Source organism: Paraburkholderia panacisoli, from assembly GCF_008369935.1.
GTDB lineage: Bacteria > Pseudomonadota > Gammaproteobacteria > Burkholderiales > Burkholderiaceae > Paraburkholderia > Paraburkholderia panacisoli.
On the sequence record NZ_VTUZ01000004.1, the window covers coordinates 23,979 to 50,405 of the forward strand.

The window sequence follows — 26,427 nt, forward strand, 5'->3', positions numbered from 1 at the left end:
CGCCTTGTTTCATCGGCTAGCGGCGAATCGGAAAACGCCGCGCATAAGCGGCCGATGCCGTGCCACTACCCCACACCTCGCCGTCGATCAGAACCCGCGTCACGTCCTCGCCGGGCACCGCGACGTTCACGCGCGCGGCCGCTTCCCGATACAACTGCGTCTGGTTGATCCGCGTCGCGATCTGCGCGTAGTCGGTGCGCGCGTCGATCATCCCCCAGCGCTCGAACTGCGTGAGAAACCATGCGCCTTCGAACGGATGCGGATAGGTGGCCGCGCCGTCGTCGAAAAACCGCACGGGCGGGATGCCTGGCGCGACAGCCGCAAAGCGGGCGCCGACACCGAGCCGCGCGGCAATCGCCGCTTCATCGATGCCAATGTAGTCGGGCCGCGCGAGCCAGCGCGCGATCTCCTCGCGATGTCCCGCGCCGTCCAGCCAGCGGCACGCTTCGAGCATCGTCTGCACGAGCGCGCGCGTCGCATTCGGATTCGCGTCGACAAAATCGCGCCGGCACGCGAGCACCTTCTCGGGATGGTCGGGCCATACTTCGCTCGTATAAGCCACCGTTGTGCCGACGCCTTGCGCTTCGGCCAGCGCATTCCACGGCTCGCCGACACACAGCCCGTCGAGCTTGTCCTCGGCAAGCGCGGCGACCATTTGCGGCGGCGGAATCACGACGCTCTCGATATCGCGCAACGGATCGACACCCTGCGACGCGAGCCAGTAGTACAGCCACATCGCATGCGTGCCGGTGGGGAAGGTCTGCGCGAACACGGGCTTGCGGCCGAATGTCGCCAGCGCCTTGGGCAAGCTGCCGTGTTCGGCGAGCGCGTCGGCGAGACGGTTCGACAGCGTGACCGCCTGGCCGTTGCGGTTGAGCACCATCAGCACGGCCATGTCCGTTCGCGGGCCGCCGAGGCCGAGCTGCACGCCGTAGACGAGTCCATACAGCGCGTGCGCCGCGTCGAGATCGCCCGCCAGCAGCTTGTCGCGCACGGCGGCCCATGACGGCTGGCGCTGGAGTTCGAGCGTCAGACCATGCGCGTGGCCGAATTCGAGCAGCTTCGCGGCGACGAGCGGCGCGGCGTCCGACAGCGCCACGAAGCCCAGCCGCAAATGGGTCTTTTCGAGCCGGCCGCCCGGGGAAGATGCGGCGATGGATGCGGAAGTATTCATGAGCGGCGCTTCATTTGTGCGAGTCGGCCGACGCGACGACCGCGCGCGCGACTTCAGCGAGTTTGACGCCCTGGTTCATCGCGCGTTTGCGCAGCAGGGCGTAGGCGGCGTGTTCGGTGATTTTCTGCTGATCCATCAGCAGGCGTTTGGCGCGATCGATCAGCTTGCGTTCGGCAAGCTCGTTCTCGACTTGCGCGAGGCGTTCGCGCAACTGCGATTCCTGCGCAAAGCGCGCCAGCGCGACTTCGAGGATCGGCGCGAGCCGCTCCGTCGCGAGGCCTTCGACGAGATAGGCCGTGACGCCGGCATTGACCGCGTCGCGGATCAGCTGCTGGTTGGCGTCGTGACTGAACATCAGCACCGGCCGGGGCGCGGTCGCGTTCATCACCGCGAGCTGTTCGAGCGTGTCGCGCGACGGCGACTCCGTGTCGATGATGATCACGTCGGGCCGCTCGTTCTGCACCGCACGATGCAGCGCCTGCGGCGTCGCCGTGCCGGCCAGCATCTCGCAGCCAAGCAGGGCGAGGGCGTCGCGCAGATCGCCGATGGGCTTGTCGGTATCGGTTACGAGGAGAACACGCAGCATGGGGTGGGGTTTTATCGACGGCTGACTATGATTAAAGCAATACATATGCCAAGCGACCCCCTACGCCCGTGACCGTAAGCAATCACGGACTTACCGGCGGGTTCTGCGCGTGCCGCTGCACCCGCTCGGGGCACGCAAACCCGATGCACCGAAGCGGCGCATGCCCGCGCCGCTCGACCCGTCAGCGCCACTCGCCGTAGCTGCGCGGCGAAAACAGCAGGGTCAGCGCCATCATCGCGGCGACGCAGCAGGCCAGCATGATCCACGCGGCCCCGAAGCCGCCGCTCCAGGCGCGCACGAGACCGGCGACGACCGGCGCGATCGCCGCCACGACAAAGCCGACGCCCTGCGTGAACGCGACCAGCTTGCCGGCCACGCGGTGATCGGCCGAGTGGTCCATCGCGGTCACGAGCGTGAGCGAAAACGTGCCGCCGAGCCCCGCGCCCGCCACGCCGATCCATACGAGCGGCAGCGTGTCGGGCCGGATGATCAAGCCCAGTAGTCCGAACAATTGCGCCGACAGACCCAGCATCAGCCAGGGCCGGCGGTCCCGGAACGACGCCGCGGCCAGCGGCAGTAGCAAGGCGGACGCGGCCTGAAAGACCGTCATTGCCGCCAGCAGCGAGCCGCTCGCCGCGACGCTCGCGCCGCGCTGCTGATAGAACGCCGGCAGCCACGCGACCAGGCTCGTATAACCCCCGTTGACGATGCCGAAGTAGAGCCCGAGCGTCCATGCGCGCCGCGTGCTCCACGGCGAAAACGCCGCTGCGTGCGGCGGTGCGAGATGCGCTGCGGTGTGCGTCGAACGCTGGCGATTCAACGCCCGCCAGCCGAGCAGCGCGATGCACGCCGGCACCGCCCATACCGCGAGGCCCGCATGCCATGACTGGGTCGCGCGGCTCACCCACGGGCTCAAGCTCGCGCCGAGTCCGCCGCCGCCCATGATGGAGGCGGAGAACACGCCCATCGCCAGTGGCACGCGCGCGTGAAAGCGCTGCTTGATGACGGCGGGCAACAGCGCCTGGATCGCCGCGACGCCCGCGCCGGCCAGGATCGCTGTCGCGAGCAGCGCGGCGCCGCTCGCTGCCGTCCATCTCGCCGCGCAGGCCAGCGCGATCGCCAGCAGGCCCAGCGCGACGCCACGCGTTTCGCCGATGCAGCGGGTCAGCACGCCCGCACCGAATGCGCCGATGCCCATCGCGACGACCGGCAGGCTGGTCAGCAACGAAGCGCCGTAGAAGCTGAGGCCGGTGGCGTCGCGAATCGTCGTCATCAGCGGGCTGATCGATGTCAGCAGCGGGCGCAGGTTGATACCGATCACGACGATCGCGCCGAGCCACACGATGTCGTGCCACGTCAGCGTGGTGGTGGCGTGGTCGGCGGAAGTATGGGCGGCGCTGGCGCTGGACTGTGAATTCACGATCAACCTGGATACGGAAGATGAGCGCCGCGCCGAACGACACACGCAGGACGCGGCGGCGAAAACCGCGCGCGCGAGTGGCGGCGGGCTTGTCAATAAACGGGCCTGCGGGCGCGCTGTGTGCGGGTCACTGAACGACAAAGTGACATTGCGAGCCCGTTTTGGTCAACTATATTACCATCAAATGGTTAACCATTCTTCTGATGTCGGGTATAGCTCGCGGCATAGGCCCAGGGTGCCGGCCGATGTGAGAGGTCCAGCTGGAGCCCGCCACGCCATTTCGCGCGCAGTTAGCGGTCAGCGCTGCGAGCGCTGTTGCCACCGCCGCGCTGGAAGATTGCGAAGTCTGCGGTCTGGGGCGGTGTCGGTGTCACGCGGTGAACCATGGTCTCGAGCTGCGTGGCGCTGCGCAGCGCCGGGCAAACTCGCAACCGAATTGTTTTCCGCCAGCGTCGGCCGCTCGCCGCGGCTAGAATGCCGGTCGAGATCGATCTGTTCACAGTGACTGAATCCATGGCTCCACGCTCCCGGCGGTCCTCATCCGCCGACACCCAACCCGCAGCCGCCACGGACGCGCCCGTCCGCAGTGCCGCCGACGCCGATTCGCTCAGCGTCGAAGAGCGCATTTACGCATCGATTACCACGGCATTGCTGCAAGGGCGTCTGCGGCCGGGCGCGCAGCTGGTCGAGCGGGATCTCGCGGCCGCGTTCGGCTGCACGCGCGGCGCATTGCGCAAGGTGCTGGCGCGGCTCGGCTTCGAGGGCAAGCTGGTGCTCGAAGCGAATCGCGGTGCGTTCGTGCCATCGCCATCGGAAGAGGACATTCGCCAGGTGTACCGGGCGCGGCAGATCGTCGAGGCGGGGATCGTCGCAGCGTTGTGCGGGGCGTTGAGCGCTGCGCACAAGCGCCGCTTGCGCGCGCATGTGCGCAGCGAAGAGAAGGCGCTGTGCGCGGGAGCCATCGACGAATCCGTGCGTCTCGCGGGCCAGTTCCACGTGCTGCTGACGGAGCTGGCGGGCGGCACCGAACTGCTCGGACTGGTCGGGCAACTGGTCGCGAAGACCGAGCTGTACAAGGCACTGTTCGATCCGTCGAAGGGCTCGGCCTGTTCCGCCGACGAGCACGCGCACATCATCGACGCGCTCGATGCCGGCGACCTGGCCGCGGCATTGACGGCGATGCGCGAGCATCTGTCGGAGCTGGAAGAGCGAGTGGTCGAACAGGTGCGCAGAAGCGCCGCCGGAGAGGATCTCGGAGCGGTGTTCGGACTGTAGGAAGAAGCGGCGCTTGTGGGCCGCGAATGGCGCGCACTGCTGAAGCGGCGGACATCGCCGCGTGCGGGAAAACGCTCAAGCCGGCCAGACGGCTGGCAGCGTGCGAGATGTGGCTTGCGAGCGCGTTGCGCTTGCCAACGCCCGCGATGCGGCCGCGGACAACGAAAACACGTCCACGGTACGCGTGACGCTCCAGCGGCGCCGTGGCGCGCCGTCGTCCAGGCCTGAATCAATGAATCAGCGAATCAGGCCGGAGAAGGGGCGCGAAAGGCTTCGCGTACAACTCGATCGCGATGGCACACGCCGGGCCACACCGCCCGGAGCAAGGGCGGTAACAGCGGCAACTGTGCTGCGCCGCGGACTCAGCGTGCCGTCAGGCCTTAGCGGCGACGGAATTGCGAATTGCTGCGAGCAGCACCGCCACCGCTGGCGCGCTCGTCTTTGTGACGGAAGTTGATCCGGCCTTTGGTCAGGTCGTAGACCGACAGTTCCAGCGTCACGCGGTCGCCCGCGAGAATACGGATGTGATTCTTGCGCATGCGTCCGGACGCGTAAGCGCCAACCACGACGCCGTTGTCGAGCGTCACGCGGTAACGGCTGTCCGGAAGTACTTCGTCGACGATACCGTCAAGTTCAAGCAGTTCTTCTTTCGCCATGCATAACTCCTGGTCGATGGGATAACGGGATGCTGGTCGCCGGCGAGGCCGGGCGGCGCAGCATCGAATACGGTTGACAGCGGGTTCGCACCCGCTGTGGTTGCGGCATCAGCGCCATGCGCTGATAGTACCGCTCAAAGATCGGCGACGGACTGGCCATCCACGTGGCCGTCGATCAGTTGCTCGGCGTGGGCCATGCACGCAATGCGCGCCTTGCCCGTGCCGTCGAACGGAAACAGGTACTGCAAACGGAACACCCGGCCGTCGGCCGCCGCGTCGGCGCCGACACGGCAGATGCGCACCGACGCGTCGTAGCCTGCGTCCGGATTGCGGCTCGTCTGACCGTCCGCCGGGCGGCGCGGATAAACGAGCGGGTGAATCTCAAAACCCTTGTACGTCTTGACAGCTGATTTCATGAGGCACGTGTCCTGTATTACGTGGCCGACATGTCACGCGTGTTACGCGCGGCAAGACGGCCGGCGGCGCTGCACCCAAAGGGCGCGCCGCCACGGAAAAAGTTGGCACAGGCCCGATGGCAAGGGCTTGAGCGCGGCCGCGCAAAATCGCGGATTCGATGGAGAAGAAACACGCTGAAGTCGCGCAGACATCGGGCGCGTAAAGCTGAACCACTCAGCAGTACAACTCGCGACGGCGAATGCATGCGGCGCATTGCCGGAGTGACGGGATCGCCGACGGGCGGCGGTCGAACAGTCGGGGGTGGTGCGGAGATGCCGGTTTGGGACTGCCCGGTGTTGCCGGTGCTACGAATGCGGGATGCAGCTATTCCAATATGATGCACTAAATGAGACTGATTGGATAGCAAAAACTTCCACGTGCGGGCAAATCACCCAGCCGGCGGGGCTTTACGCGTGTTGAACAGTCGCTTGCGGTGCGCTGCGCATGAGCGGCGCAGCGGGTGCCACGCGTCGCGCGGCGACGGTGTCGGCGTCGATCGGCCGGCGTAGCCGAGCTTCAGCGCGAGGTTTCGGCGACGCGCTTGTGCAACTCGCGCGTCGCGGCGAGCGGAATGCGCGCGTCATCCCAGCCGGCGAGCCACTCGACTTCCTTCGCCGTGAAGATCTGCCCGTGATTGCGCAGCGCGTATTGCAGCGAATCGATGATGTGGTTGCGAATGATCTCCGGGGTGCCTTTGTCGTCTAGCACGGCGCGAAACGCTTCGAGTGTGGCCATCTGCTGCTCCGTGAACGGGTTGGTTCGTTTATCGCACGAAAAAAATCGCGTCGCCAGGCGGACAAAAATCGTTGTGGCGGCGGTGACGGCTTATTGAACGGTGCGGCGCGATGGTCGCGATGGCCGGGCGGGGTGGCTACAATGGCGAGTTGCCGCGTCTGACCTTGCCGGCATCGGCGCTTCTGCCGCACTTCGCGTGTGCGAGGCCGGCGCTGCATCCTTCGAACCCTGCGATTCCCAATGCGCAACACAAACGTGTCTCCTGTGAAAGATCTGCTGCTGGAGCGTTACGCTCCGATCGCCGACGGCATCGCGGCGCTGCTCTATCCGTGCGCCGAAGTGGTGATTCACGACCTGCGCAGCCAGACCATCGCGTATCTCGTGAACAATCTGTCGAAGCTCGAAGTCGGCGGGCCGTCGGTCCTCGACGAAGTGCACTACGCGGCGCGCGGCCGGACCATCGGCCCCTACGAGAAGCGGAACTGGGACGGCCGGCGCATGCGCTGCGTGAGCAACATCCTGTTCGACGATGACGGCAAGCCGGCCGGCATGCTGTGCGTCAACTTCAATATCGCGGTGTTCGAGGACGTGCGCTCGACGCTCGATTTGTTCATCAAGGGCGGCACGCTCACGGATGCGCCCGCGGAAGACCTGTTCCGCGACGACTGGCAGGACCGCATCAACACGTATCTGCACACGTGGCTGCGCGAGCGGCAGATCGGCATCAATGCGCTCACGCGTGAACACAAGCGGGAAATCGTCGAGGCATTGCATGCGCAGGGCGCGTTTCGCGGCCGCAGTTCCGCGAATTACGTGGCCGCCGTGCTGACGATGGGGCGCGCCACCGTCTACAAGATTCTGAAGCAGATGAAAGAGGGCGGGTGACGCCCCGGAGGAAGTCCCCTCGGGGCCCATTCAAACATCGCCGCGCCGCAGCGCTGCGGTTTTCAATCATTCGACGAGGACGGACATGGTGCGCTACCGGCACTACAAAGGCGGCATTTACGAACTGATTTGCGAAGCGACGCTGGAGTCCGATCCGACGATCACGATGATCGTCTACAAGGCCAGCAATGGTACGATCTGGACGCGTCCCGCTTCGGTGTTTTTCGAGCTCGTCGAACAGGAAGGCATCAAGGTGCCGCGCTTCGCGCCGATATAACCAGGCGCGCCTGGCTCATCCCTGGGCGAGCGCACCGCCATGCAACACAAACAGGAAATCTGAATGCGTTTATTGCTTGCCATCATTCTGCCGTGGCTTCAGTTCTTCACGATCGGCCGTCCGTTTGCGGGCATCATCTGCCTGATTTTGCAGATTACGCTGATCGGCTGGATTCCGGCCGCGATCTGGTCGGTGTATGCGCTTAGCCAGTACAACACCGACAAGAAAATCGCCCGCGCGATGGGCAACGGGCGTTAAGCCCCGCGTGAGTCAAGTGGCGCGCGGTGCAACGCGGCGCGCCGCGCCTCATCTCCTGTCATTTCAGCGCGACCGCGTCGGCGACGGCGGCAATTCGATTGCATCCGGCGCTTCGATCACCACGTCGGTTTCCGCTATCGCCACGCACGGCAGGATATAGCCTTCCAATTTTTCTTCCCGGCTGAGGCCCGGCCACTCGATCGTGTAGCGCACCTGGCCGGCTATCATTTTGCACAGGCATGTGCGGCACGTGCCATTGCGGCACGAGCGCGGCAGACGCAGATTCGCGAAGCCGGCGGCTTCGAGGATGGTCAGCGAATCGGGCGCTTCGAAGCTTTGGCCGAGCGGCTCGATGCGAACGAGAGGCGGGCGGGTTGGATCGGACATCGTGTGAATGCGTGGCTGGGTGCGCGACACTTTACACGCGATGGGCGGGGGCGGCATTCATCGGCCGGAGGTCGCAACTGATGGTGCGGGGCCGGTTCGAGGTTGGGGGCTTGCCGGTTGCGTCGCCTGCAGCGGGAGGATCGGTGCGTGGAGTGGCCGCATGGTGTCCGGTGCGCTAGCGCCGAACGCCGGGTATCAAACCTCAAACCCCGTGCCCCCTCCCACCACGATCCACATCCCGCTCAATGCGTCGTCCCGCCGCGCCGCAAATACCGATACACCGTATTGCGCGCCAGCCCCAACTCCCGCGCTGCCGCCGACACATTGCCATCGAGCCGCGCGAGTGTCTGCGCGATCAGTGCGGTCTGCCAATCTTCCATGCGTGCCGACGCCTGCTGCGCAGACGCGCGCGCCGCGCCGCGTCCGCCGTCATCGCCACCTGAGGCGCCTGAGACGGCAGGAGCCGCTCGCACGCCCCCCTCAGCCGCCACATCCACACAATCCTGCAAAAAGTCGTCCGGCAGATCTTCCACTTCGATCTGCTCCGCGCCTTCGGCCATGATGCTCGCGGTGCGCAGCACGTTCGCCAGTTGCCGCAGATTGCCCGGCCAGCGGCACTGGGTGAACCGCTCCAGCACGGCGTCGGAAACGCGCCGCGGCAAGCGCTCGCCCTCCGGCTGCAAGGCCAGCATGCGCGCGACCAGCGCGGCGAGATCGGTGCGCTCGCGCAACGCCGGCAAGGTCACGACGAGTCCGTTGATCCGGTAATACAGGTCTTCGCGGAAGGTGCCGGCGTCGATCATCTCGCGCAGGTTGCGGTGGGTCGCACACACGATCCGCAGATCGACCGGAATCGCCCGTGTGCCGCCGAGCGGCACGACGGTGCGCTCCTGCAACACGCGCATCAGACGCACCTGCTGCGCGAGCGGCATATCACCGATTTCATCGAGGAACAGCGTGCCACCGTCGGCCTGCACGATCTTGCCGACGCTGCCGCGTTTTTTCGCCCCGGTGAACGCGCCGTCCTCGTAACCGAACAGCTCCGCTTCGATCAGCGTCTCGGGCAACGACGCGCAATTGAGTGCAATGAACGGCGCGGCCCGCCGCGGCGAATCGTGATGGATCGCGCGTGCGAGCCATTCCTTGCCGGTGCCGGTTTTGCCGAGCACGAGAATCGGAATATCGCGGCCCCGCAGTTTGGCGACGCGCCGCAAGATCGCGGCGACTTGCGCGTCGCCGGTGTCGAGCGTTTCGAGCGTGGCCGGCGGCGCCGGGTCGGCCGCGCGTGCCACATGACGCGCACCGCCGGTGAGCGGCGCACGCGTCACGCCGCCAACGTCCTCCAGCGGCGCGACATAGCGCGGCGCCGCATATTCACCGCGCGCGACCACCCGCACGCCGCTGCGCAGCGTCAGCAGAATGCTTTCGCCAGGCGCGCGGGCGATCTGCTGCAACAGGCTCGCGAAGGCGCAGCCGAACAGCGCGTCGAACGGTTGCCGTTGCAGCTCGGCGAGCGGCTGACCGAACTGGAACAGCGCACTGCGGTTGGCCGACAGAAACGTGCCGTCCGGCGCAAACGCCGCCAGCCCTTCGAACAGCGTGCCGATGAATTCCGCGCGCGCGTGAAAGTGCACGCGGATCGCGTCGGCGAATTGATTGGAGAACAGATGATTTTCGATCATTTGCGCTGACATCCTGACGAGCGCCAGCGTGTGCTTGTGAAAGCCGCGCGTGTCGCCGCTCACGTCGAGCGCGCCGATGGTGCGCCCGAACGGGTCCGCGATCGGCGCGCACGAGCAGGTGAGAATCCGGTTCGCGTGCAGGAAGTGCTCGTCCGCGTGGACGACGGTGGGTTGTCTGTCGACGAGCGCGGTGCCGATCGCATTGGTGCCGCGATCCGCTTCGGCCCACGACACCCCCGGACACAACGCGACGCGATTGGCTTTTTCGACGAAGTCGCTGTCGCCGAGACTGTGCAGGATCACGCCGCGGTGGTCGGTGAGCAGCACCATGCTTTGCGTGTCGACGATCTGCGCGTGCAGCGTCTCCATGACGGGCAGCGCATGCGTGTACAGCGATTGATTGCGCTCGACCAGCTCACGCAGCACGGCTTGGCGCAGTGGCTGAAAGTCGGGCGCTTCCGACGCGCGCAGGCCGATTTCGAGCGAGCGCGCGTGAGCTTGCGCAATGACATCGGGCCGGCCGATGCTGGCCGGCGTAACAGGACGACGGGTCAAGGCATGTCTCCGGTGATCGGACGCGCGACGGGTGCATTGCCCGCCGTTCGATGCCGCAGCGCACCATGCGCGCACGCGGCCGAATACCGATCTTACAGGACGAGGCGCGCGCTGCGCGGCAGCAAAAACACCGAGGCCGTGCTTGCCGCACGCCGCAAAAAGACGCGTGGCGCACCAGAATCAAACAAACAGCAAGGAAAACTTGCGCCGCGCCCGAAGTCGTCTACAGTGAATCAATTCACCTCCGCGAGGCGCGAATTTCGCTGGCGCCGCAACGGGGTGATGAGCCCGCGCCGTCAGCACTGGACAAGGAGGAGGGAGCTGCTGGCGCGATCGGATGCAACCGGCGCGCGCATCAACACGTTACACATGCGCGGCACCCAACCTTCCAGGTGAACCCATGCAGATCCTATTCCCCAATGAAACTCCTGAATATTCAGGTCGCGAACTCACCTTGGCGTTCCCGGCAATGGTCGATGGGCAGAGGGTGGAATGCATGATCACGGCGGAAGCGCTCGAAGATCACTTCGGCGCTGCGTCTCCGCGTCTGGAGGACATGGTCGTCGCATTCGACACGCACCGGGCCCGCATCGAGGCCGCCACGCGCCGTTTGTTGTCGGAAACGCGGGCGCAGTGTCTCGTGCTAAGGAGCGGCTATGTGCGCTTCTACGAGGCGAACTGGCGTAACTGACTGACGGCGTTTCGTGCGTCTCACGGCGCTGGAACGCTCATAGCTCGAACGGAGAAGCAAAGCCGCGCGAAACCACGGGTCGTCGAAACCTGAGCGCGGCGTGAGCCGGTCAAACAGGCTGCGCCAACTTCGCGTAGCCGTCGTTCATGGCCGTGCGGTGTCTTGCGCGCAGTACATCAAGGAAACGTGTTCGGTGCAGACGCTTCAGGCGCTGCGCGAGTGCGCGCGCCTGTGATGCCAACAAATACAGCGCGCCTCAGATTATCCGCCGCAACGCCCGGTCCTTGAACACCACGTGATGCGCGATCGCCGCCAGCGCGTGCAGCCCGATCACCCAATAAAACACATCGCCGAGCCACTCATGGGCGTCCTTGAGCAAGGGCCGCGCGGGCGCCGATCAGCGTGAAGCTGAGATTGACCCACGCGAGATTCACCGGCCGTCCGCCGGCGTTGACCATCAGCATGCCCAACAGCGGTTGCGCGAAGATAAAGACGTAAAGCGCAAGATGCGCCGCGCGCGAGACGAACGTGAGCAGCCGGTTGCCGGTAATTTCCGGCGGGGCGCCCGCCCACAGTCGCCAGAGCAGGCGCGGCACGGCCAGAACCAGTACGAGCGTGCCGGCCCAGAAATGCACGCTGGTCCAGAACGCCCGGCTGTCCGAGCCGCGCGGCCCGCGTATTTCGATCGCCAGATAAGCCAGCGCGACCAGCAGAAAAATGGCCCAGTGGAAGAAAATCGCGGGCGAGGTGTAACGGTCGGTGGGGCGGGGGGAGGACATGCGAAGACTCCTGCGGCCAGGTCGATCGTTTTTGGAATCATTGGATGATAGACGGTGCTCATGCGAATGGGCACCGACGACAAACCACCGCTGATCCAGGCCCGGTTTCGCGCGTCCTGCGCGCGCATGTCGAGGCCGCTAAATCGACCGTCGCGTTTATTCGCTGCCGAGGTAAAAGTAGCGGAACAGGAAAATCGCCGCGATGATCCACACGACCAGCTTCACCTTGCGCGCCTGGCCGGTCAGCAGCTTCAGCCCCGCATACGAGATAAAGCCGAACGCGACGCCATTGGCGATCGAATAGGTGAACGGCATCAGCAGCGCGGTGAGTGTGGCCGGCACGACTTCGGTGGCGTCGTTCCAAGGCAGGTCGACCATTTCGCGCAGCATCAGGCACGACACGTACAGCAGTGCCGGCGCGGTCGCGTAGCCGGGCACCACGGCTGCGAGCGGCGCGAAAAAGAGCGCCGCGAGGAACAGCACGGCCACCGTGATCGCGGTGACGCCGGTGCGCCCGCCCGCTTGCACGCCCGACGCGCTTTCGATGTACGCGGTGGTCGACGACGTGCCGAGCATCGAGCCGGCCAGGATCGCGGTGCTGTCCGCGAGCAGCGCGCGGTTCAGCCGGTGCATCTTGCCTTCGACCAGCAGCCCCGCGCGATTGGCGACACCCATCAGCGTGCCGGTCGCATCGAACAGTTCGACGAGGAAGAACACCAGCACCACGTTCAGGATGCCGGTGGAGAGCGCCGCGCGAATGTCGAGCTGGAACAGCGTCGGCGAAATGGACGGCGGCGCGGAGACGATGCCGTGGAACTGATTGCCGCCGAAGAAAAAGCTCAGCGCCGTCACGCCGACAATGCCGATCAGGATCGCGCCGCGCACCCGCAGGTAGTCGAGCGTGACGATCGCGAAGAAGCCGATGATCGCGAGGATCGCGTGCGGGTTGTGCAGATCGCCGAGCGTGACGAGCGTGGCCGGGTTACCGACCACGACGCCGGCCGACTTCAGCGAGATGATCGCGAGGAACAGGCCGATGCCGCCGGTGATGGCAATGCGTATCGAATGCGGGATGCCTTTGACGATCACTTCGCGCACGCGAAACAGCGTGACGATCAGGAACAGGCACCCGGAAATGAACACCGCGCCGAGCGCCGCCTGCCAGGTGAAGCCGAGCCCCTTGACGACGGTGTAGGCGAAGTACGCGTTCAGGCCCATGCCCGGGGCGAGCGCGATCGGGTAGTTCGCGTACAGACCCATGATCAGCGAGGCCAGCGCGGCCACGATGCAGGTCGCGACGAAGACGGCGTCCTTCGGCATGCCGGCGTCGCCGAGAATCGCCGGATTGACGAAGATGATGTAGGCCATCGTCAGGAAGGTGGTCAGGCCGGCGAGCACTTCGGTGCGCAGGTCGGTGCCGGCGGCGTCGAAGCCGAAGTAGCGTTTTATCGAGTCCATGAGGCGGGTCTCTCGTCGTTCAGAAAGCGTTTCTTGTGGTTGAGGCGGGTGATGCGCAGCGGCCCGGCGCGATGGCGCGCCGTCAGACGCGGCGCCGGAGGCTACGGGCGCGGGGCTACGGGCGGATTGTAATCATGAATGGCGGCCGCGCGCGGTGTCGCGTGCCGGAACCGGCGTGTAAAGGCTTATGGCGCGGCAGGTTCGTCCGGAGAGTGTGGCGCCGGCGCATCAGAACGCGGCGGCTGGCGCGCCAGCCAGCGATCCAGCTCGCCCGCGAAGCTCTTGCTGTCGCGCTGACTGAAGGCGGCCGGGCCGCCCGTGTCGACGCCGCTGCTGCGCAACTGGTCGAGCATCGAGCGCATGCGCAGCCGTTCCTCGATCGTGCCCGGCGTGTACCAGTTGCCGCGCGGGTCGAGCGCCTGCGCGTTTTTCGCGAGCACGGCGGCGGCAAGGGGGATGTCGGCGGTGATCACGAGGTCGCCGGCGACGACGCGTTCGGCGATCAGGTCGTCGGCGGCGTCGAAGCCGGCCGGCACCTGGATCGCGCGAATCAGCGGCGACGGCGGCACGCGCAGAAACGCGTTGGCGACCAGCGTCAGCGGCATGCCGGTGCGGCGTGCGGCGCGGTACAGCATGTCCTTGATCACGACGGGACAGGCGTCGGCATCAACCCAGATTGGCATCGTTCGGATTCCGGCAGCGGGGAGTGTCGAAGGGGCGAGATGATACCTTGCCTGCGCGTGGGGGGATGGCGCAAGGGGATTCGGAGGGAGGATGCAGGGGCAGCCGCGAAGGGGCGCCGGCAGGCGGCGAATGCGGCGAAAAGCACGGGCAAGCGATGAAGCAGCAGCAACCAGCGGCGGAGTTGAACCCTCACAAGTACACACCAACCCCGGGCCTGCCGACCAAACGCAGACCGCGAACAGCCCGAACGGCATGCCGGACCGCTTTCACCCGCGACCATTGCGGTCACGTGCAGCCCGGCAGCACGCCGCGAATAGCGGCGCGCGTTACTGGGTCATCGTTCCGCCCGCCTGCTGCGCACGCCGCGCCGCGACGATGCGGCCCGCCTGCTGCGCATTTTCCGGGTAGTTGATCCAGTCGAGCGGATCGTAGCCGGCGGCGCGCCACTCGATCAGATCGGCTCTGACCTGCGCACGCGTTTTCGGCGCCGACGGGTCGTAAGGCCGCGCCTGGGGCTGCGCGAACGCGGTACTGACCGTCACGGCTGCCAGCAGCACGCCGAGTCCAACTTGAGAAAACATTTTCATGATGAGCTCCTATGGAGCGGTTAAACGCAACGCCGGAATTCTAGTTTTCAGTTCCATTTCGAGTAAGGCGATGGCAGGCAATGCACCATTTCATTTTGCGGCTCAAAGCGCGCAAGCCCGGCGGGTTCACGGGGACGCCGGTTTGCCGAGGCGATCCAGCACTGTGTTCAGCAGGTCGATCGGCAGCGGAAACACGATCGTCGAATTCTTGTCGGCGGCGATCGTCGTGAGGGTTTGCAGGTAGCGCAACTGCATCGCCTGCGGCTGCCTGGAGAGCGTTTGCGCCGCTTCCAGCAGATGCTGCGAGGCCTGCAGTTCGCCCTCCGCGTGAATCACCTTGGCGCGCCGCTCGCGCTCGGCCTCGGCCTGGCGCGCAATCGCGCGGATCATCGTTTCATTGATGTCCACGTGCTTGATCTCGACGATCGATACCTTGATGCCCCACGCGTCGGTCTGCGCATCGAGCACTTTCTGGATGTCGGCGTTCAGCTGCTCGCGCTCGGCCAGCAGTTCGTCGAGCTCGTGCTTGCCTAGCACCGCGCGCAGCGTCGTCTGCGAAAGCTGGCTGGTCGCTTCGAAGTAGCGCGCCACCTGGATCACCGCTTTCTCCGGATCGACCACGCGGAAGTACACCACCGCGTTGACCTTCACCGACACGTTGTCGCGCGTGATCACGTCCTGCGGCGGCACGTCGAACACGACAGTGCGCAGATCCATCCGTACCGCCTGCTGCACGACCGGGATGATGAGCACGAGGCCGGGGCCCTTGACCTTCCAGAAGCGCCCGAGCATGAACACGACGCCACGTTCGTACTCCCGAAAAATCCGCACCGACGAAGCAATCAGCGCGGCCGCCAGCAGAATCAGAATGCTGCTGAAGCCGAATGTGAAACCGATCATGAGCGTTCTCCTTGTATGGCCTCGCCGGCCGCAACGGGCACCACGGTCAGCGTCAGTCCGAGCCGCGCCGTCACGCGCACCGGCTGGCCGGCCGCGACCGGCGCCGCGCTGGACACCCGCCAGCGCTCGCCCTGCACGCGCGCCCAGCCTTCCGGGGCGCCTCCTGGCGTCGCGTGCTCAGGCGCGAGACCGCCGTCGAGCACTACGCCGATGCTGCCGATCAACCCTTCCGAGCCGGTCACCACGGGCCGGCGCCGCGCGCGCAACGCGAGCCTCGACACCCCGAGCACGAACACCACGCTGAACACGACGACGGCGGCGATCAGCGACAGCGGGATACCGTAGCCGGGCACGTCGGTGTCCATCAGCATCAATGCGCCGATGACGAACGCGACCACGCCGCCGAAGCCGAGCGAGCCGAAGGTCGGCAGGAACGCCTCGCCGATCAGGAAGGCGATGCCGAGAAAGATCAGCCCGAGGCCGACGTAGCTGACTGGCAGCATCTGCATCGCGAACAGGCCCAACAACAGGCTGATCGCGCCGACCACGCCGGGCAGCACGAAGCCCGGATTGGCGAATTCGAAGAACAGGCCGTACATGCCCAGCATCAGCAGCACCAGCGCGACGCTGGGATCGGTGATGACGGTGAGGAAACGGCTGCGCCAGTCGGCTTCGAGCGTGACGAGCGGCGCGTGCGCGGTGTGCAGCGTGACGTTGCCGCTGCTCGTCGCGAACGTGCGGCCGTCGACCTGGCGCAGCAGGTCGGGTACGTCGCGCGCGACCAGGTCGACCACGTGCTGCGCGAGCGCGTCTTCCGCCGACAGACTGACGGCTTCGCGCACCGCGCGATCGGCCCAGCCGGCATTGCGCCCGCGCATCTGCGCGAGGCCGTGGATGTAGGCGGCCGCGTCCTGGACCTGCTTGCGCAGTTCGGTCGATTGGGTGTCGAGCGGCAGGGCGTTGGCGGGCTCGCTTGCGGATGCGCCGGATGCGTTGGATGCGGATGCCGACGGGTTCGGTGCACCAGTACCGGCACCCGGCAACCCATGGGTACCCGCGGGGGCGCCCGGCAACCCCGGTGCCCCGCCACCTGCGGGCGGCTCGCCCCCGCCGATCCCCATCTGCACCGGTGTCGCCGCGCCGAGATTGGTGCCCGGCGCCATCGCCGCGATATGGCTGGCGTAGATGATGTACGTACCGGCGCTCGCCGCGCGTGCGCCGCTCGGCGCGATGAAGGTGGCGACCGGTACCGGCGAGCCGAGTATCGCCTTGATGATCTGCCGCATCGACGTATCCAGGCCGCCGGGGGTGTCGAGTTGCAGCACCGCGAGTTGCGCGTGGCCATCGGCCGCGCGTTGCAGGCTGCGCACAATGAAGTCCGCGCTGCCCGGACCGATCGCGCCGTTCACCGGAATCACCACGACGCTATTGCGCACCACCGCGGCATACAGCGGCGGCGTCCATTCGCACGACGCGAACCCGAACGCCAAAAGCACGCCCAGCGCGGCGATGCCGCGCATCAACCGGCCCACGACGCCGCCGCGGATAAGCGGCGTGCGCGAACCAGACTGCCGGAACGGGAGACGTGGATACGTGCTCATCGCTGACGGCTGCCGCGCCCAGCCGACAGGTATCGGCCAGCGCGGGCCGATATCCTGGAGAAGGCTGGCCTGCCGCTTACAGCTTAGTCCGATTCCGCGCGATGCGTGAAATCCGCACGCGCCGGCCGGTAGTCGGTTGGCCGCATGCCGGTCCACTTGCGAAACGCGCGATGAAACGCGCTCGGCTCCGCAAAGCCCACGGCCGTCGCGATGTCGGCGATCGTGCGATCGGTGCCCTGCAATTCGCCGATCGCGATGTCGCGCCGCAGGTCGTCCTTGATCGACTGGTACGTATAGCCTTCCTGTTTCAAACGCCGCCGCATCGTCGCTTCGGCGACGTGCAGGCGGGCGGCCATCTGATCGGCGGCGGGCCAACCGGACATCGGCAGCGCGCGCAGCGTCTTGCGCACGCGCGCCGCGAGCGAGCCCGCATTGCGATACTTGACGATGAAGCTGCCGGGCGCATCGCGCAGGAACGGCTTGACCGACTTGGTCGTCTGGATCACCGGCAGATCGAGAAAGGCCGGCGCAAGATCGACATACGACTCGGGCTGATCGAACGTCATGTGGTCGCAGAACATCAGCCGGTACTCATGCGCGGCGGGCGGCTCGGCGCAGCGAAAGCGCGCTTCGAGCAACGGTATGCGTCGCCCGACCAGCCAGCACAGCAGACCGTACACGAGGATGAACCAGGTCGCGTAGGCGAACATGGCCGGCGCAGGCGCGCCTTCGCGTTCGACGAATCTGAGCCGCACGCGCTGCGCGCTGGTGTCGATCTGCGCGCCGAGGTCGTCGAGCACGAGGCGCATGAAGCCGACCGCGCGCGCGAGCGCCTGCGCGCCGTTGCGCGCGGTCAGCGCCGTTTGCGTCATCGCGATGAAGCTGCCGCTTTTCATGCGATGCGAGTCCTGGCCGAAGAACTCGTCGTCCAGCGCGCGCGCAATGCCGGCCCACAGCGCGCCGTATTGCGCCGAGGACACCCGGCCCTTCGGCGAGCCCAGCATCGGCGCCGCGATGCCCGCGGCTTCGGCGAGCGGCAGCGCATCCAGGCCGCGCGCGCGGGCGAGCGCCAGGGTCTCCTCGACCATGCTGACGGAAATCGTGCCCTTGTCGGTTTTCATATAGGTCCGGTTGATCTGGCAAAAGCGCTCAGCATATTCCCTGGGGTAATTCGCCAAGCCTTTGAAATGGCGGTTCTATTTGGTGTTCCATGGCAGGCGTATGGCAAATGCGCTCAGGCAGAATGATCGGGCCGAGCATCGAACCTGTCCAGTGGCTTGCCTACACTTGGCATCAACCGATCGCCGCGATCCGACGCACAGCACAGGACCCAGCCCATGGACAGCTTCTACACCGACGAGCAACGGATGATCCGCGACGCCGCGCGCGACTTCGCCACCGAACGGCTCGCGCCGCACGCGGCGCAATGGGACCGCGACGCGCAACTGCCCGCCGACGTCGTCACGCAGATGGGCGAACTCGGCTTTCTCGGCATGATCGTGCCGGCGGAGTGGGGCGGCTCGTACACCGACTACGTCGCCTATGCGCTCGCGCTCGAAGAGATCGCCGCCGGCTGCGCCGCGTGCGCGACGCTGATGAGCGTGCACAACTCGGTCGGCTGCGGGCCGATCCTCAACTTCGGCAGCGCCGCGCAAAAAGACCGCTATTTGCACGACCTTGCCACCGGTCGGCGCATCGGCGCGTTCTGCCTGACCGAGCCGCAGGCCGGCTCCGAGGCGAACAATCTGCGCTCGCGCGCGGTGCTGCGCGACGGCCACTGGATTCTCAACGGCAGCAAGCAGTTCGTCACCAACGGCGCGCGCGCCGATCTCGCGATCGTCTTCGCGGTCACCGATCCGGAGCGCGGCAAGCGGGGCCTGTCCGCGTTCATCGTGCCGACCAGCACGCCGGGCTTCAACGTCGGCAAGCCGGAGCACAAGCTGGGCATTCGCGCGTCCGACACCTGCCCGATTTCACTCGACGACTGCGCGGTGCCCGAAGCCAATCTGCTCGGCGAACCGGGCGAGGGTTTGCGCATCGCGCTGTCGAATCTCGAAGGCGGGCGCATCGGCATCGCCGCGCAGGCGGTCGGCATCGCGCGGGCCGCGTTCGATGCCGCGCGCCGCTATGCGAACGAGCGCGTGCAGTTCGGCAAGGCGCTCAAGGACCATCAGACCATCGCCAACATGCTCGCCGACATGGCCACGCGCCTGAACGCCGCGCGCCTGCTCGTGCATCACGCGGCGCGGCTGCGTTCGGCGGGGCGGCCGTGCTTGTCGGAGGCCTCGCAGGCGAAGCTGTTCGCGTCGGAACTGGCCGAGGAAGTCTGCTCGAACGCGATCCAGATTCACGGCGGCTATGGGTATCTGGAGGACTACGCGGTGGAGCGCCACTACCGTGACGCGCGCATCACGCAGATCTACGAAGGAACCAGCGAGGTGCAACGGATGGTGATTGCCCGTCATGTTTGAGCGCGAAATGGACCGGCGTTTGAGCGCAAAATAGTTTGCCCGGCGGGCCCGTGAGAAACATAGGCGGAACGCGGGCAGCAGGACAAGGCGAAGCATCAGCGGAACAAAAAAGCAAAGCGCTTACCTCGCCAACTCTGGCCGTCAGCTGTGCATGGGACCAGAGTAAGGCGCTAAAGCGCCCCCCGACAGGAGACGACGATGACTGCAGCGAAAGGCTTTTTCGACGCGCGCGATCTGTTATTGCGCCATCGCACCGACTACGACCGCGCATACCGCGAATTCACGTGGCCGCAGCTGGGCGAGTTCAACTGGGCGCTCGACTATTTCGACGTGATCGCACGCGAGAACCACAACCCCGCACTGTGGATCGTCGACGATCCCGCCAGCGACGGCCTGCGTTTGTCGTACGCGCAGATGTCCGAACGCTCGGCGCGCATGGCGAACTTTCTGCGCGCATCGGGCGTGGGCCGCGGCGACCATGTGCTCCTGATGCTGCCGAACCGCGTCGAACTGTGGGACGTGATGCTGGCGGCGATGAAGCTCGGCGCGATCGTGCTGCCCGCCACCACCCAGCTTTCCGCCGACGACGTGCGCGACCGTGTGCAGATCGGCGGCGCGAAGTTCGCCGTGGTCGACAGTGCGGAGCTGGCCAAGTTCGATGCGCTCGACGTGCCGCTCACGCGCTTCTCGGTAGGCGCGCCGCGCGACGGCTGGATCGATCTGGCCGCCGCCTACGACGCGTCGCCGCAATTCACGCCTGACGGCATCACGCGCGCCACCGACACGCTGCTGCTGTACTTCACGTCGGGCACCACATCGAAGCCGAAGCTCGTCGAGCACACGCATCAGAGCTATCCGGTCGGCCATCTGTCCACGATGTACTGGATCGGGCTGCAACCGAACGACATCCATTGGAACATTAGCTCACCGGGCTGGGCCAAGCACGCGTGGAGCTGCTTCTTCGCGCCGTGGAACGCGCAGGCCTGTGTGTTCGTGTTCAACTTCGCGCGGTTCGTGCCGAAAGACACGCTGAACGCGCTGGTGCGTTTCAACGTCACCACGCTGTGCGCGCCGCCGACCGTGTGGCGCATGCTCGTGCAGGAGCCGCTCGCGGACTATCCGGTCAAACTGCGTGAGATCGTCGGCGCGGGCGAGCCGTTGAATCCGGAGATCATCGAACGCGTCAGGCACGCGTGGGGCATCACGATTCGCGACGGCTTCGGCCAGACCGAGACCACCTGCCAGATCGGCAACTCGCCGGGACAGCCGGTCGTCGCCGGTTCGATGGGGCGCCCGATGCCGGGCTACCGGATCGAACTGCTCGACGCCGACGATCAACTCATGACCGAAGGTGAAATCGCGCTGCCGCTCGCCGAGCGTCCGCTCGGTTTGATGACCGGCTACGCGAACAACGCCAACGCGACGGCGCAAGCGATGCGCAACGGTTTCTACCGCACCTCCGATGTCGCCATGCGGCGCGATGACGGCTACTACGTGTATGTCGGGCGCGCCGACGACGTCTTCAAATCGTCCGATTACCGGTTGAGTCCGTTCGAACTCGAAAGCGTGCTGATCGAACACGAGGCGATCGGCGAAGCCGCCGTGGTGCCGAGCGCCGACGCGCTCCGTCTGTCGGTGCCCAAGGCGTTCGTCACCGTGCGCCATGGCTTCCAGGCCGGACCCGAGCTCGCGCGCGCCGTGTTCGCGTTCTCGCGCGAAAAGCTCGCGCCGTACAAGCGGATTCGCCGTCTGCAATTTAGCGAGTTGCCAAAAACCATCTCCGGCAAGATTCGCCGCGTCGAATTGCGGCGCCGCGAAATGGAGCGTGCAGCCGAGCCCGCGCGTCTGCCGGACGAGTATTGGGAAGAGGATTTTCCGGAGCTGCGTTGATTATTTTTGTTCGCCCCCATCCCCGTTGTCACCATGATTCTCAGGCCGCCGCGCGGCCCACGCACAGGAGTTTCAGCATGAGCGCAATTGCTTCGAACCACGCCGGGCGCAATGCCGCCGATGCCATCGCCACCGTCAAGCTGCTGATCAACGGCGAGTTCGTCGAATCGAAGACCGGCGAATGGCGCGACATCGTCAATCCCGCCACGCAGGAAGTGCTGGCGCGCGTGCCGTTCGCCACCGCCGACGAAGTCAACGAAGCGATCCGCAGCGCGCACGCCGCGTTCAAGACCTGGAAGGACACGCCGATCGGCGCGCGCATGCGCATCATGCTGAAGTACCAGGCGTTGATCCGCGAGCACATGCCGCGCATCGCGAAGACCTTGAGCGCGGAGCAAGGCAAGACGATTCCCGATGCCGAAGGCGACATCTTCCGCGGACTCGAAGTGGTCGAACACGCGTGCTCGATCGGCACGTTGCAGCAGGGCGAATTCGCGGAGAACGTGGCGGGCGGCGTGGACACCTACACGCTGCGCCAGCCGCTCGGCGTCTGCGCCGGCATCACGCCGTTCAACTTCCCCGCGATGATCCCGCTGTGGATGTTCCCGATGGCGATCGTCTGCGGCAATACCTTCGTGCTCAAGCCGTCGGAGCAGGACCCGCTGTCGACGATGCAGCTGGTCGAACTCGCGCTCGAAGCCGGCGTGCCGAAAGGCGTGCTGAACGTGGTGCACGGCGGCAAGGACGTGGTCGACGCGCTCTGCACGCACGAGCTGGTCAAGGCGGTTTCGTTCGTCGGCTCGACGGCGGTCGGCACGCACGTGTACCGCCTCGGCAGCGAGCACGGCAAGCGCGTGCAGTCGATGATGGGCGCGAAGAATCACGCGGTGGTCCTGCCCGACGCGAACCGCGAGCAGACCCTGAACGCGCTGGCCGGGGCGGGCTTCGGCGCGGCCGGGCAGCGCTGCATGGCGACTTCGGTGGTGGTGCTGGTGGGCGCCGCGCAGCAATGGCTGCCCGAGCTCGTCGCGAAGGCGAAGACGCTCAAGGTCAACGCGGGCAACGAGCCGGGTACCGACGTCGGCCCGGTGGTCTCACGCGCGGCGAAGCAACGCATTCTCGGCCTGATCGAAGCGGGCGTTAAGGAAGGCGCCACGCTCGCGCTTGACGGCCGCGACGTGAAGGTGCCCGGCTACGAGCAGGGCAATTTCATCGGCCCGACGATTTTCACCGACGTCACCACCGACATGGAAATCTACCGTACCGAAATTTTTGGCCCCGTGCTGCAAGTACTGACCGTGGCCACGCTCGACGACGCGATCGCGCTCGTCAATCGCAATCCGTTCGGCAACGGGGTCGGCCTCTTCACGCAGAGCGGCGCGGCGGCGCGCAAATTCCAGAGCGAGATCGACATCGGCCAGGTCGGCATCAACATTCCGATTCCGGTGCCGGTGCCGTTCTTCAGCTTCACCGGCTCGCGCGGCTCGAAGCTCGGCGATCTCGGCCCCTACGGCAAACAGGTCGTGCAGTTCTATACGCAGACCAAGACGGTCACGGCTCGCTGGTTCGACGACGACACGGTCAACGACGGCGTCAACACGACTATCAGCCTGCGCTGAACGCTACCCGAGCGCGCAGAAACGGAGACGACATCATGAAAATAGGCTTTATCGGACTCGGCAACATGGGCGCGCCGATGGCGCTCAACCTGCTGAAAGCGGGCCACGCGGTCAATGTATTCGATCTGAACGCGCAAGCCGTGCAGGGGCTCGTCGACGCGGGCGCGAAGGCGGCCGGTTCGCCGAAAGCGGCCGTGACCGACGTGGAGTGCGTGATCACGATGCTGCCTGCGGCCGCGCACGTGCGCAGCGTGCTGAGTGCGCAAGACGGCGTGTTCGCGGGTATCGCGAAGGGCGTGACGATCATCGATTCGAGCACGATCGATCCCGCCAGCGTGAAGGCCTTCGCCGAACTCGCGGCGCAGCACGGCAACAGCTTCGTCGATGCGCCGGTATCGGGCGGCACCGGCGGCGCGGCGGCGGGCACGCTGACCTTCATGGTGGGCGGCAGTGCGAGCGCGTTTGAACAGGTCAAACCGGTCTTGTCGGCGATGGGCAAGAACATCGTGCATTGCGGCGACACCGGCACTGGCCAGGTCGCGAAGATCTGCAACAACCTCGTGCTCGGCATCACGATGGCGGGCGTGGCCGAGGCGATGTCGCTCGGCGAGGCGCTCGGTATCGACGCGAAAGTGCTGGGCGGCATCATCAATACGTCGACCGGGCGCTGCTGGAGTTCGGACACGTATAACCCGATGCCCGGCGTGATCGACACCGCACCGTCGACGCGCGGCTACACCGGCGGCTTCGGCACCGACCTGATGCTCAAGGACCTCGGCCTCGCCACCGACGCCGCGCGCGCCGCACGCCAACCGGTCTATCTCGGCGCGCTCGCGCAGCAGCTTTATCAGACGATGAGCACGAAAGGCGCGGGACGTCTGGACTTTTCGGCGGTCATCAAGCTTTATCGTAACGAGGCCAAGGAGGCCGACGCGTGATGATCGAACTCGACTACGCACACGACGGCGCGGTCGCGCTGCTCACGCTCAAGCGGCCGCCCGCGAATGCGTTCACACCTGAGGGCTTGCTGCAATTGCAGCGCAGCGTCGAACTGCTGAACGGCGACCCGCGCGTGCGGGCGATCGTGATCACCGGCGATGGGCCGAAGTTCTTCAGCGCGGGCGCCGATCTGAACACGTTCGCCGATGGCGATCGCGAAGTCGCGCGCACCGCGGCGGCGCGCTTTGGCGCGGCGTTCGAGACATTGCAGAACGCGCGGCCGGTGGTGATCGCGGCGATCAACGGTTATGCGATGGGCGGCGGACTGGAGTGCGCGCTCGCGTGCGACATCCGCATCGCCGAACCGCATGCGTTGCTGGCGCTGCCCGAGACCGCGGTCGGCCTGCTGCCGTGCGGGTGCGGCACGCAGACGCTGCCATGGCTGGTCGGCGAAGGCTGGGCCAAGCGCATCATTCTCACCGGCGAGCGGGTCGATGCGGCGACCGCGTTGCGCATCGGCCTGGTCGAAGAGGTGGTGGAACGGGGCGCGGCGCGCGATGCCGCGCTGACCATGGCCGCGCGCGTCGCGGGTCTGAGCCCGCAGGCGGTTGGCTTCAGCAAGACACTGATTCATCAGGCGCGCAACGGCGTGCCTCGCGCGGCGGCCCTGGCGGTGGAACGCGAACGCTTCGTCGATCTGTTCGACGGCGCGGATCAGCGCGAAGGGGTCAATGCGTTCCTCGAAAAGCGCAAGCCGCGCTGGCAGGCGGCGCAGCTTCAATCGACGGAAGCGGCCGCTCCCATGGGTCACGCCGCCCACTTCCCGACGCAGGCCCGCTCATGAGCGCCTTGCAAAGCGTCGCACTCGAAACGGACACGCAAGCGGAGCGCGAGATTCTGTTTCGCGTCGTCAACCGCGTCGCGATCATCACGCTGAACCGTCCGGCCGCGCTCAACGCGCTCTCGCACGCGATGGTGCGCGAACTCGCCGTGCTGGTCGAGCATTGCCGCCACGACAGCGGCATCGTCGCGCTCGTGCTGAAAGGCGCCGGAGCGAAGGGTTTTTGCGCTGGCGGCGACGTGCGCGAAGTGCACCGGCTGGCGAAGAATGGTGATCACCGCTGGCTCGCATTCTTCGTCGATGAGTACCGGCTCGACTACGCGCTGCATACGTTTCCGAAACCGGTGGTCGCGCTGCTCGACGGGATCGCGATGGGCGGCGGCATGGGGCTCGGTCAGGCGGCGCGGCTGCGCATCGTCACGGAGCGCAGCAGGATCGCGATGCCGGAGACGCGCATCGGCTTCCTGCCGGATGTCGGCGCAACGCGTTTTCTCAGTGTGATGCCGGCCGAGGTCGAGCTGTATGTCGGGCTGACCGGCGCGACATTGTCCGGCGCCGACGCGTTGCGTCTGCAACTGGCCGATCTGTGCGTGCCGGCCGAATGGCTCGCGAGCTTCGAGGAACGGTTGCAGCGCATGTCGCACGACGGCGATCTGATGGCCGCCTTGCGCGGCGTGTTCGAGCCGCCGTGCAACATCATCCCGCATGCGGCGTTGGCGGCGTTCACGCAGTTGATGCTCAGGCATTTCGACCGGCGTTCGAGCGTCGAGAGGATCGCCGCGACGTTGCGGCACGACCTGGAGCGCGATCCGCCGCGCGAGGTGAGGCAGTGGCTGCAATCGACTTACGACGCCATCACCGGCCACTCGCCGACGATGCTGTGCGTCACGCGCGAGGCGCTGTTGCGCGGCCGGCAGATGACGTTGGCGGAATGCTTCAGGATGGAACTGGGCATCGTCAAACGGGTGATCGAGGAGGGCGACTTCTGCGAAGGCGTGCGGGCGCAGTTGATCGATAAGGATCGCGAGGCGCGCTGGGCGCCCGCGACGCTTGCGGAAGTGCGGGCCGAACGGGTCAGGCATTTTCTGGCTTCGCCGTGGAAGAGCGAGGTGCATCCGCTGGCGGGGTTGGCGGCGGAGCAGGGGTGAGGTGGTGCGGGTTGTTCGCGGCCGCGCGCGTTGACGGCGGGCAGGCGCGGTATTCAGATGCGGCACTTCTGTCGCGTTCACGCATCCGCACGGCCCGCGCTGGTGGTCTCGGCTCCCGCTCAACCCTTGCCTGCTGCAAATGATGTGAAGAATCCCGTTAGCGGCATCGTCAAGAAAGGCGCGAGAAATCGCGCCTTTTTTGCATTTGGCGTCATTGCTGCGGGGCGGAACGAGTGTCTCGCCAACAGCGCCGCGCGAATCCGTGTCCTTTGCCGGTGCCGGCTTGCCTGCCAATAGATCATCCGGCCCGATACATGGATACGCCCGCGCAATTTCAGCCGGGAACGAAGCGTGCTTAAGCATTTGCGTGGTTCCAAAGCGGATCGCATGAAGCGAAGCGATCGACGAAACGACGCATGGCGTACATGCGGCGCTGGCGTCATCAGTTTGAAACTCAACCGTCTTAGGAAAGC

General features: G+C 66.1%; 25 protein-coding genes and 1 pseudogene. 11 read left to right on the plus strand and 15 right to left on the minus strand.

What is annotated here, in order from left to right; genetic code table 11:
• Positions 1-16 precede the first annotated feature (16 nt).
• The 3 genes from FVF58_RS07025 to FVF58_RS07035 form a co-directional block, all read right to left on the minus strand.
• The gene (locus FVF58_RS07025; protein ID WP_149669186.1) at positions 17-1,174 is read right to left on the minus strand and encodes a CmpA/NrtA family ABC transporter substrate-binding protein; all 1,158 of its coding nucleotides are present in this window, start codon (positions 1,172-1,174) and stop codon (positions 17-19) included.
• A 10-nt stretch (positions 1,175-1,184) separates the two neighbouring features.
• Positions 1,185-1,760: an ANTAR domain-containing response regulator gene (locus tag FVF58_RS07030; protein WP_149669187.1), complete on the minus strand. Its 576-nt coding sequence runs from the start codon at positions 1,758-1,760 to the stop codon at positions 1,185-1,187.
• Positions 1,761-1,941: 181 nt separating this feature from the next.
• Positions 1,942-3,180 carry a cyanate transporter gene (locus tag FVF58_RS07035; protein WP_149669188.1) on the minus strand — a complete coding sequence of 413 codons (1,239 nt, stop codon included), beginning with the start codon at positions 3,178-3,180 and terminating at the stop codon, positions 1,942-1,944.
• A 513-nt stretch (positions 3,181-3,693) separates the two neighbouring features.
• Between FVF58_RS07035 and FVF58_RS07040 the strand changes: the two genes are divergently transcribed.
• Complete coding sequence (locus FVF58_RS07040) at positions 3,694-4,455, plus strand: GntR family transcriptional regulator (RefSeq protein ID WP_246216969.1); 762 nt, start codon at positions 3,694-3,696, stop codon at positions 4,453-4,455.
• 380 nt (positions 4,456-4,835) lie between these two features.
• On the opposite strand, the gene infA is transcribed toward FVF58_RS07040, so the two are convergent.
• The 3 genes from infA to FVF58_RS07055 form a co-directional block, all read right to left on the minus strand.
• Positions 4,836-5,111, minus strand: a complete 276-nt coding sequence (infA, locus tag FVF58_RS07045; RefSeq protein WP_149669189.1) for a translation initiation factor IF-1 — start codon at positions 5,109-5,111, stop codon at positions 4,836-4,838.
• A 134-nt stretch (positions 5,112-5,245) separates the two neighbouring features.
• Positions 5,246-5,527, minus strand: a complete 282-nt coding sequence (locus FVF58_RS07050; protein WP_149669190.1) for a DUF1349 domain-containing protein — start codon at positions 5,525-5,527, stop codon at positions 5,246-5,248.
• A gap of 556 nt (positions 5,528-6,083) precedes the next feature.
• Positions 6,084-6,302, minus strand: coding sequence for a hypothetical protein (locus FVF58_RS07055; RefSeq protein WP_149669191.1), 219 nt, complete (start codon positions 6,300-6,302; stop codon positions 6,084-6,086).
• Between the two features lie 240 nt (positions 6,303-6,542).
• Here FVF58_RS07055 and FVF58_RS07060 point away from each other — a divergent pair, with 240 nt between their 5' ends.
• The 3 genes from FVF58_RS07060 (at position 6,543) to FVF58_RS07070 (ending at position 7,722) form a co-directional block, all read left to right on the plus strand.
• Entirely contained in the window at positions 6,543-7,187 is a 645-nt protein-coding gene (locus FVF58_RS07060; protein ID WP_149669192.1) for a helix-turn-helix transcriptional regulator, read from the plus strand.
• Positions 7,188-7,272: 85 nt separating this feature from the next.
• Complete coding sequence (locus tag FVF58_RS07065) at positions 7,273-7,464, plus strand: DUF1653 domain-containing protein (protein WP_149669193.1); 192 nt, start codon at positions 7,273-7,275, stop codon at positions 7,462-7,464.
• A 63-nt stretch (positions 7,465-7,527) separates the two neighbouring features.
• Positions 7,528-7,722 carry a YqaE/Pmp3 family membrane protein gene (locus FVF58_RS07070; protein ID WP_149669194.1) on the plus strand — a complete coding sequence of 65 codons (195 nt, stop codon included), beginning with the start codon at positions 7,528-7,530 and terminating at the stop codon, positions 7,720-7,722.
• A 63-nt stretch (positions 7,723-7,785) separates the two neighbouring features.
• On the opposite strand, the gene FVF58_RS07075 is transcribed toward FVF58_RS07070, so the two are convergent.
• Entirely contained in the window at positions 7,786-8,109 is a 324-nt protein-coding gene (locus tag FVF58_RS07075) for a 2Fe-2S iron-sulfur cluster-binding protein (RefSeq protein WP_149669195.1), read from the minus strand.
• A 242-nt stretch (positions 8,110-8,351) separates the two neighbouring features.
• Entirely contained in the window at positions 8,352-10,346 is a 1,995-nt protein-coding gene (locus FVF58_RS07080; protein WP_149669196.1) for a sigma-54-dependent Fis family transcriptional regulator, read from the minus strand.
• Between the two features lie 400 nt (positions 10,347-10,746).
• On the opposite strand from FVF58_RS07080, the gene FVF58_RS07085 reads away from it, so the two are divergent.
• Positions 10,747-11,037, plus strand: coding sequence for a DUF1488 family protein (locus tag FVF58_RS07085; protein WP_149669197.1), 291 nt, complete (start codon positions 10,747-10,749; stop codon positions 11,035-11,037).
• Between the two features lie 256 nt (positions 11,038-11,293).
• Here the strand turns inward: FVF58_RS07085 and FVF58_RS07090 are convergent.
• From FVF58_RS07090 to FVF58_RS07120, 7 genes and pseudogenes are all read right to left on the minus strand, one after another.
• A pseudogene (locus tag FVF58_RS07090) lies at positions 11,294-11,816 on the minus strand (cytochrome b).
• A gap of 156 nt (positions 11,817-11,972) precedes the next feature.
• On the minus strand, positions 11,973-13,274 hold the full coding sequence (locus tag FVF58_RS07095) for an NCS2 family permease (RefSeq protein WP_149669198.1): 1,302 nt from the start codon (positions 13,272-13,274) through the stop codon (positions 11,973-11,975).
• Between the two features lie 185 nt (positions 13,275-13,459).
• The gene (locus tag FVF58_RS07100) at positions 13,460-13,957 is read right to left on the minus strand and encodes a YaiI/YqxD family protein (RefSeq protein WP_149669199.1); all 498 of its coding nucleotides are present in this window, start codon (positions 13,955-13,957) and stop codon (positions 13,460-13,462) included.
• A gap of 327 nt (positions 13,958-14,284) precedes the next feature.
• Positions 14,285-14,545, minus strand: coding sequence for a DUF4148 domain-containing protein (locus FVF58_RS07105; RefSeq protein ID WP_149669200.1), 261 nt, complete (start codon positions 14,543-14,545; stop codon positions 14,285-14,287).
• Between the two features lie 126 nt (positions 14,546-14,671).
• Positions 14,672-15,445 carry a slipin family protein gene (locus tag FVF58_RS07110; protein WP_149669201.1) on the minus strand — a complete coding sequence of 258 codons (774 nt, stop codon included), beginning with the start codon at positions 15,443-15,445 and terminating at the stop codon, positions 14,672-14,674.
• A complete protein-coding gene (locus FVF58_RS07115; protein ID WP_149669202.1) occupies positions 15,442-17,046 on the minus strand; it encodes an NfeD family protein in 1,605 nt (534 codons plus the stop codon). Before FVF58_RS07115 ends, FVF58_RS07110 begins: the two co-directional genes overlap by 4 nt.
• 83 nt (positions 17,047-17,129) lie before the next feature.
• Positions 17,130-18,167, minus strand: a complete 1,038-nt coding sequence (locus tag FVF58_RS07120; protein WP_149669203.1) for an AraC family transcriptional regulator — start codon at positions 18,165-18,167, stop codon at positions 17,130-17,132.
• 216 nt (positions 18,168-18,383) lie between these two features.
• On the opposite strand from FVF58_RS07120, the gene FVF58_RS07125 reads away from it, so the two are divergent.
• The 6 genes from FVF58_RS07125 to FVF58_RS07150 all read left to right on the plus strand — a co-directional run bounded on the left by FVF58_RS07125 (position 18,384) and on the right by FVF58_RS07150 (position 25,954).
• Positions 18,384-19,517, plus strand: coding sequence for an acyl-CoA dehydrogenase family protein (locus tag FVF58_RS07125; protein ID WP_149669204.1), 1,134 nt, complete (start codon positions 18,384-18,386; stop codon positions 19,515-19,517).
• A gap of 198 nt (positions 19,518-19,715) precedes the next feature.
• Complete coding sequence (locus tag FVF58_RS07130) at positions 19,716-21,407, plus strand: AMP-binding protein (protein ID WP_149669205.1); 1,692 nt, start codon at positions 19,716-19,718, stop codon at positions 21,405-21,407.
• 77 nt (positions 21,408-21,484) lie between these two features.
• Positions 21,485-23,026, plus strand: a complete 1,542-nt coding sequence (locus FVF58_RS07135) for a CoA-acylating methylmalonate-semialdehyde dehydrogenase (protein WP_149669206.1) — start codon at positions 21,485-21,487, stop codon at positions 23,024-23,026.
• A gap of 35 nt (positions 23,027-23,061) precedes the next feature.
• A complete protein-coding gene (gene mmsB, locus FVF58_RS07140) occupies positions 23,062-23,964 on the plus strand; it encodes a 3-hydroxyisobutyrate dehydrogenase (RefSeq protein ID WP_149669207.1) in 903 nt (300 codons plus the stop codon).
• Positions 23,964-24,809, plus strand: a complete 846-nt coding sequence (locus FVF58_RS07145; RefSeq protein WP_149669482.1) for an enoyl-CoA hydratase — start codon at positions 23,964-23,966, stop codon at positions 24,807-24,809. Before mmsB ends, FVF58_RS07145 begins: the two co-directional genes overlap by 1 nt.
• Complete coding sequence (locus tag FVF58_RS07150) at positions 24,806-25,954, plus strand: enoyl-CoA hydratase/isomerase family protein (protein WP_149669208.1); 1,149 nt, start codon at positions 24,806-24,808, stop codon at positions 25,952-25,954. Before FVF58_RS07145 ends, FVF58_RS07150 begins: the two co-directional genes overlap by 4 nt.
• Positions 25,955-26,427: the final 473 nt, after the last annotated feature.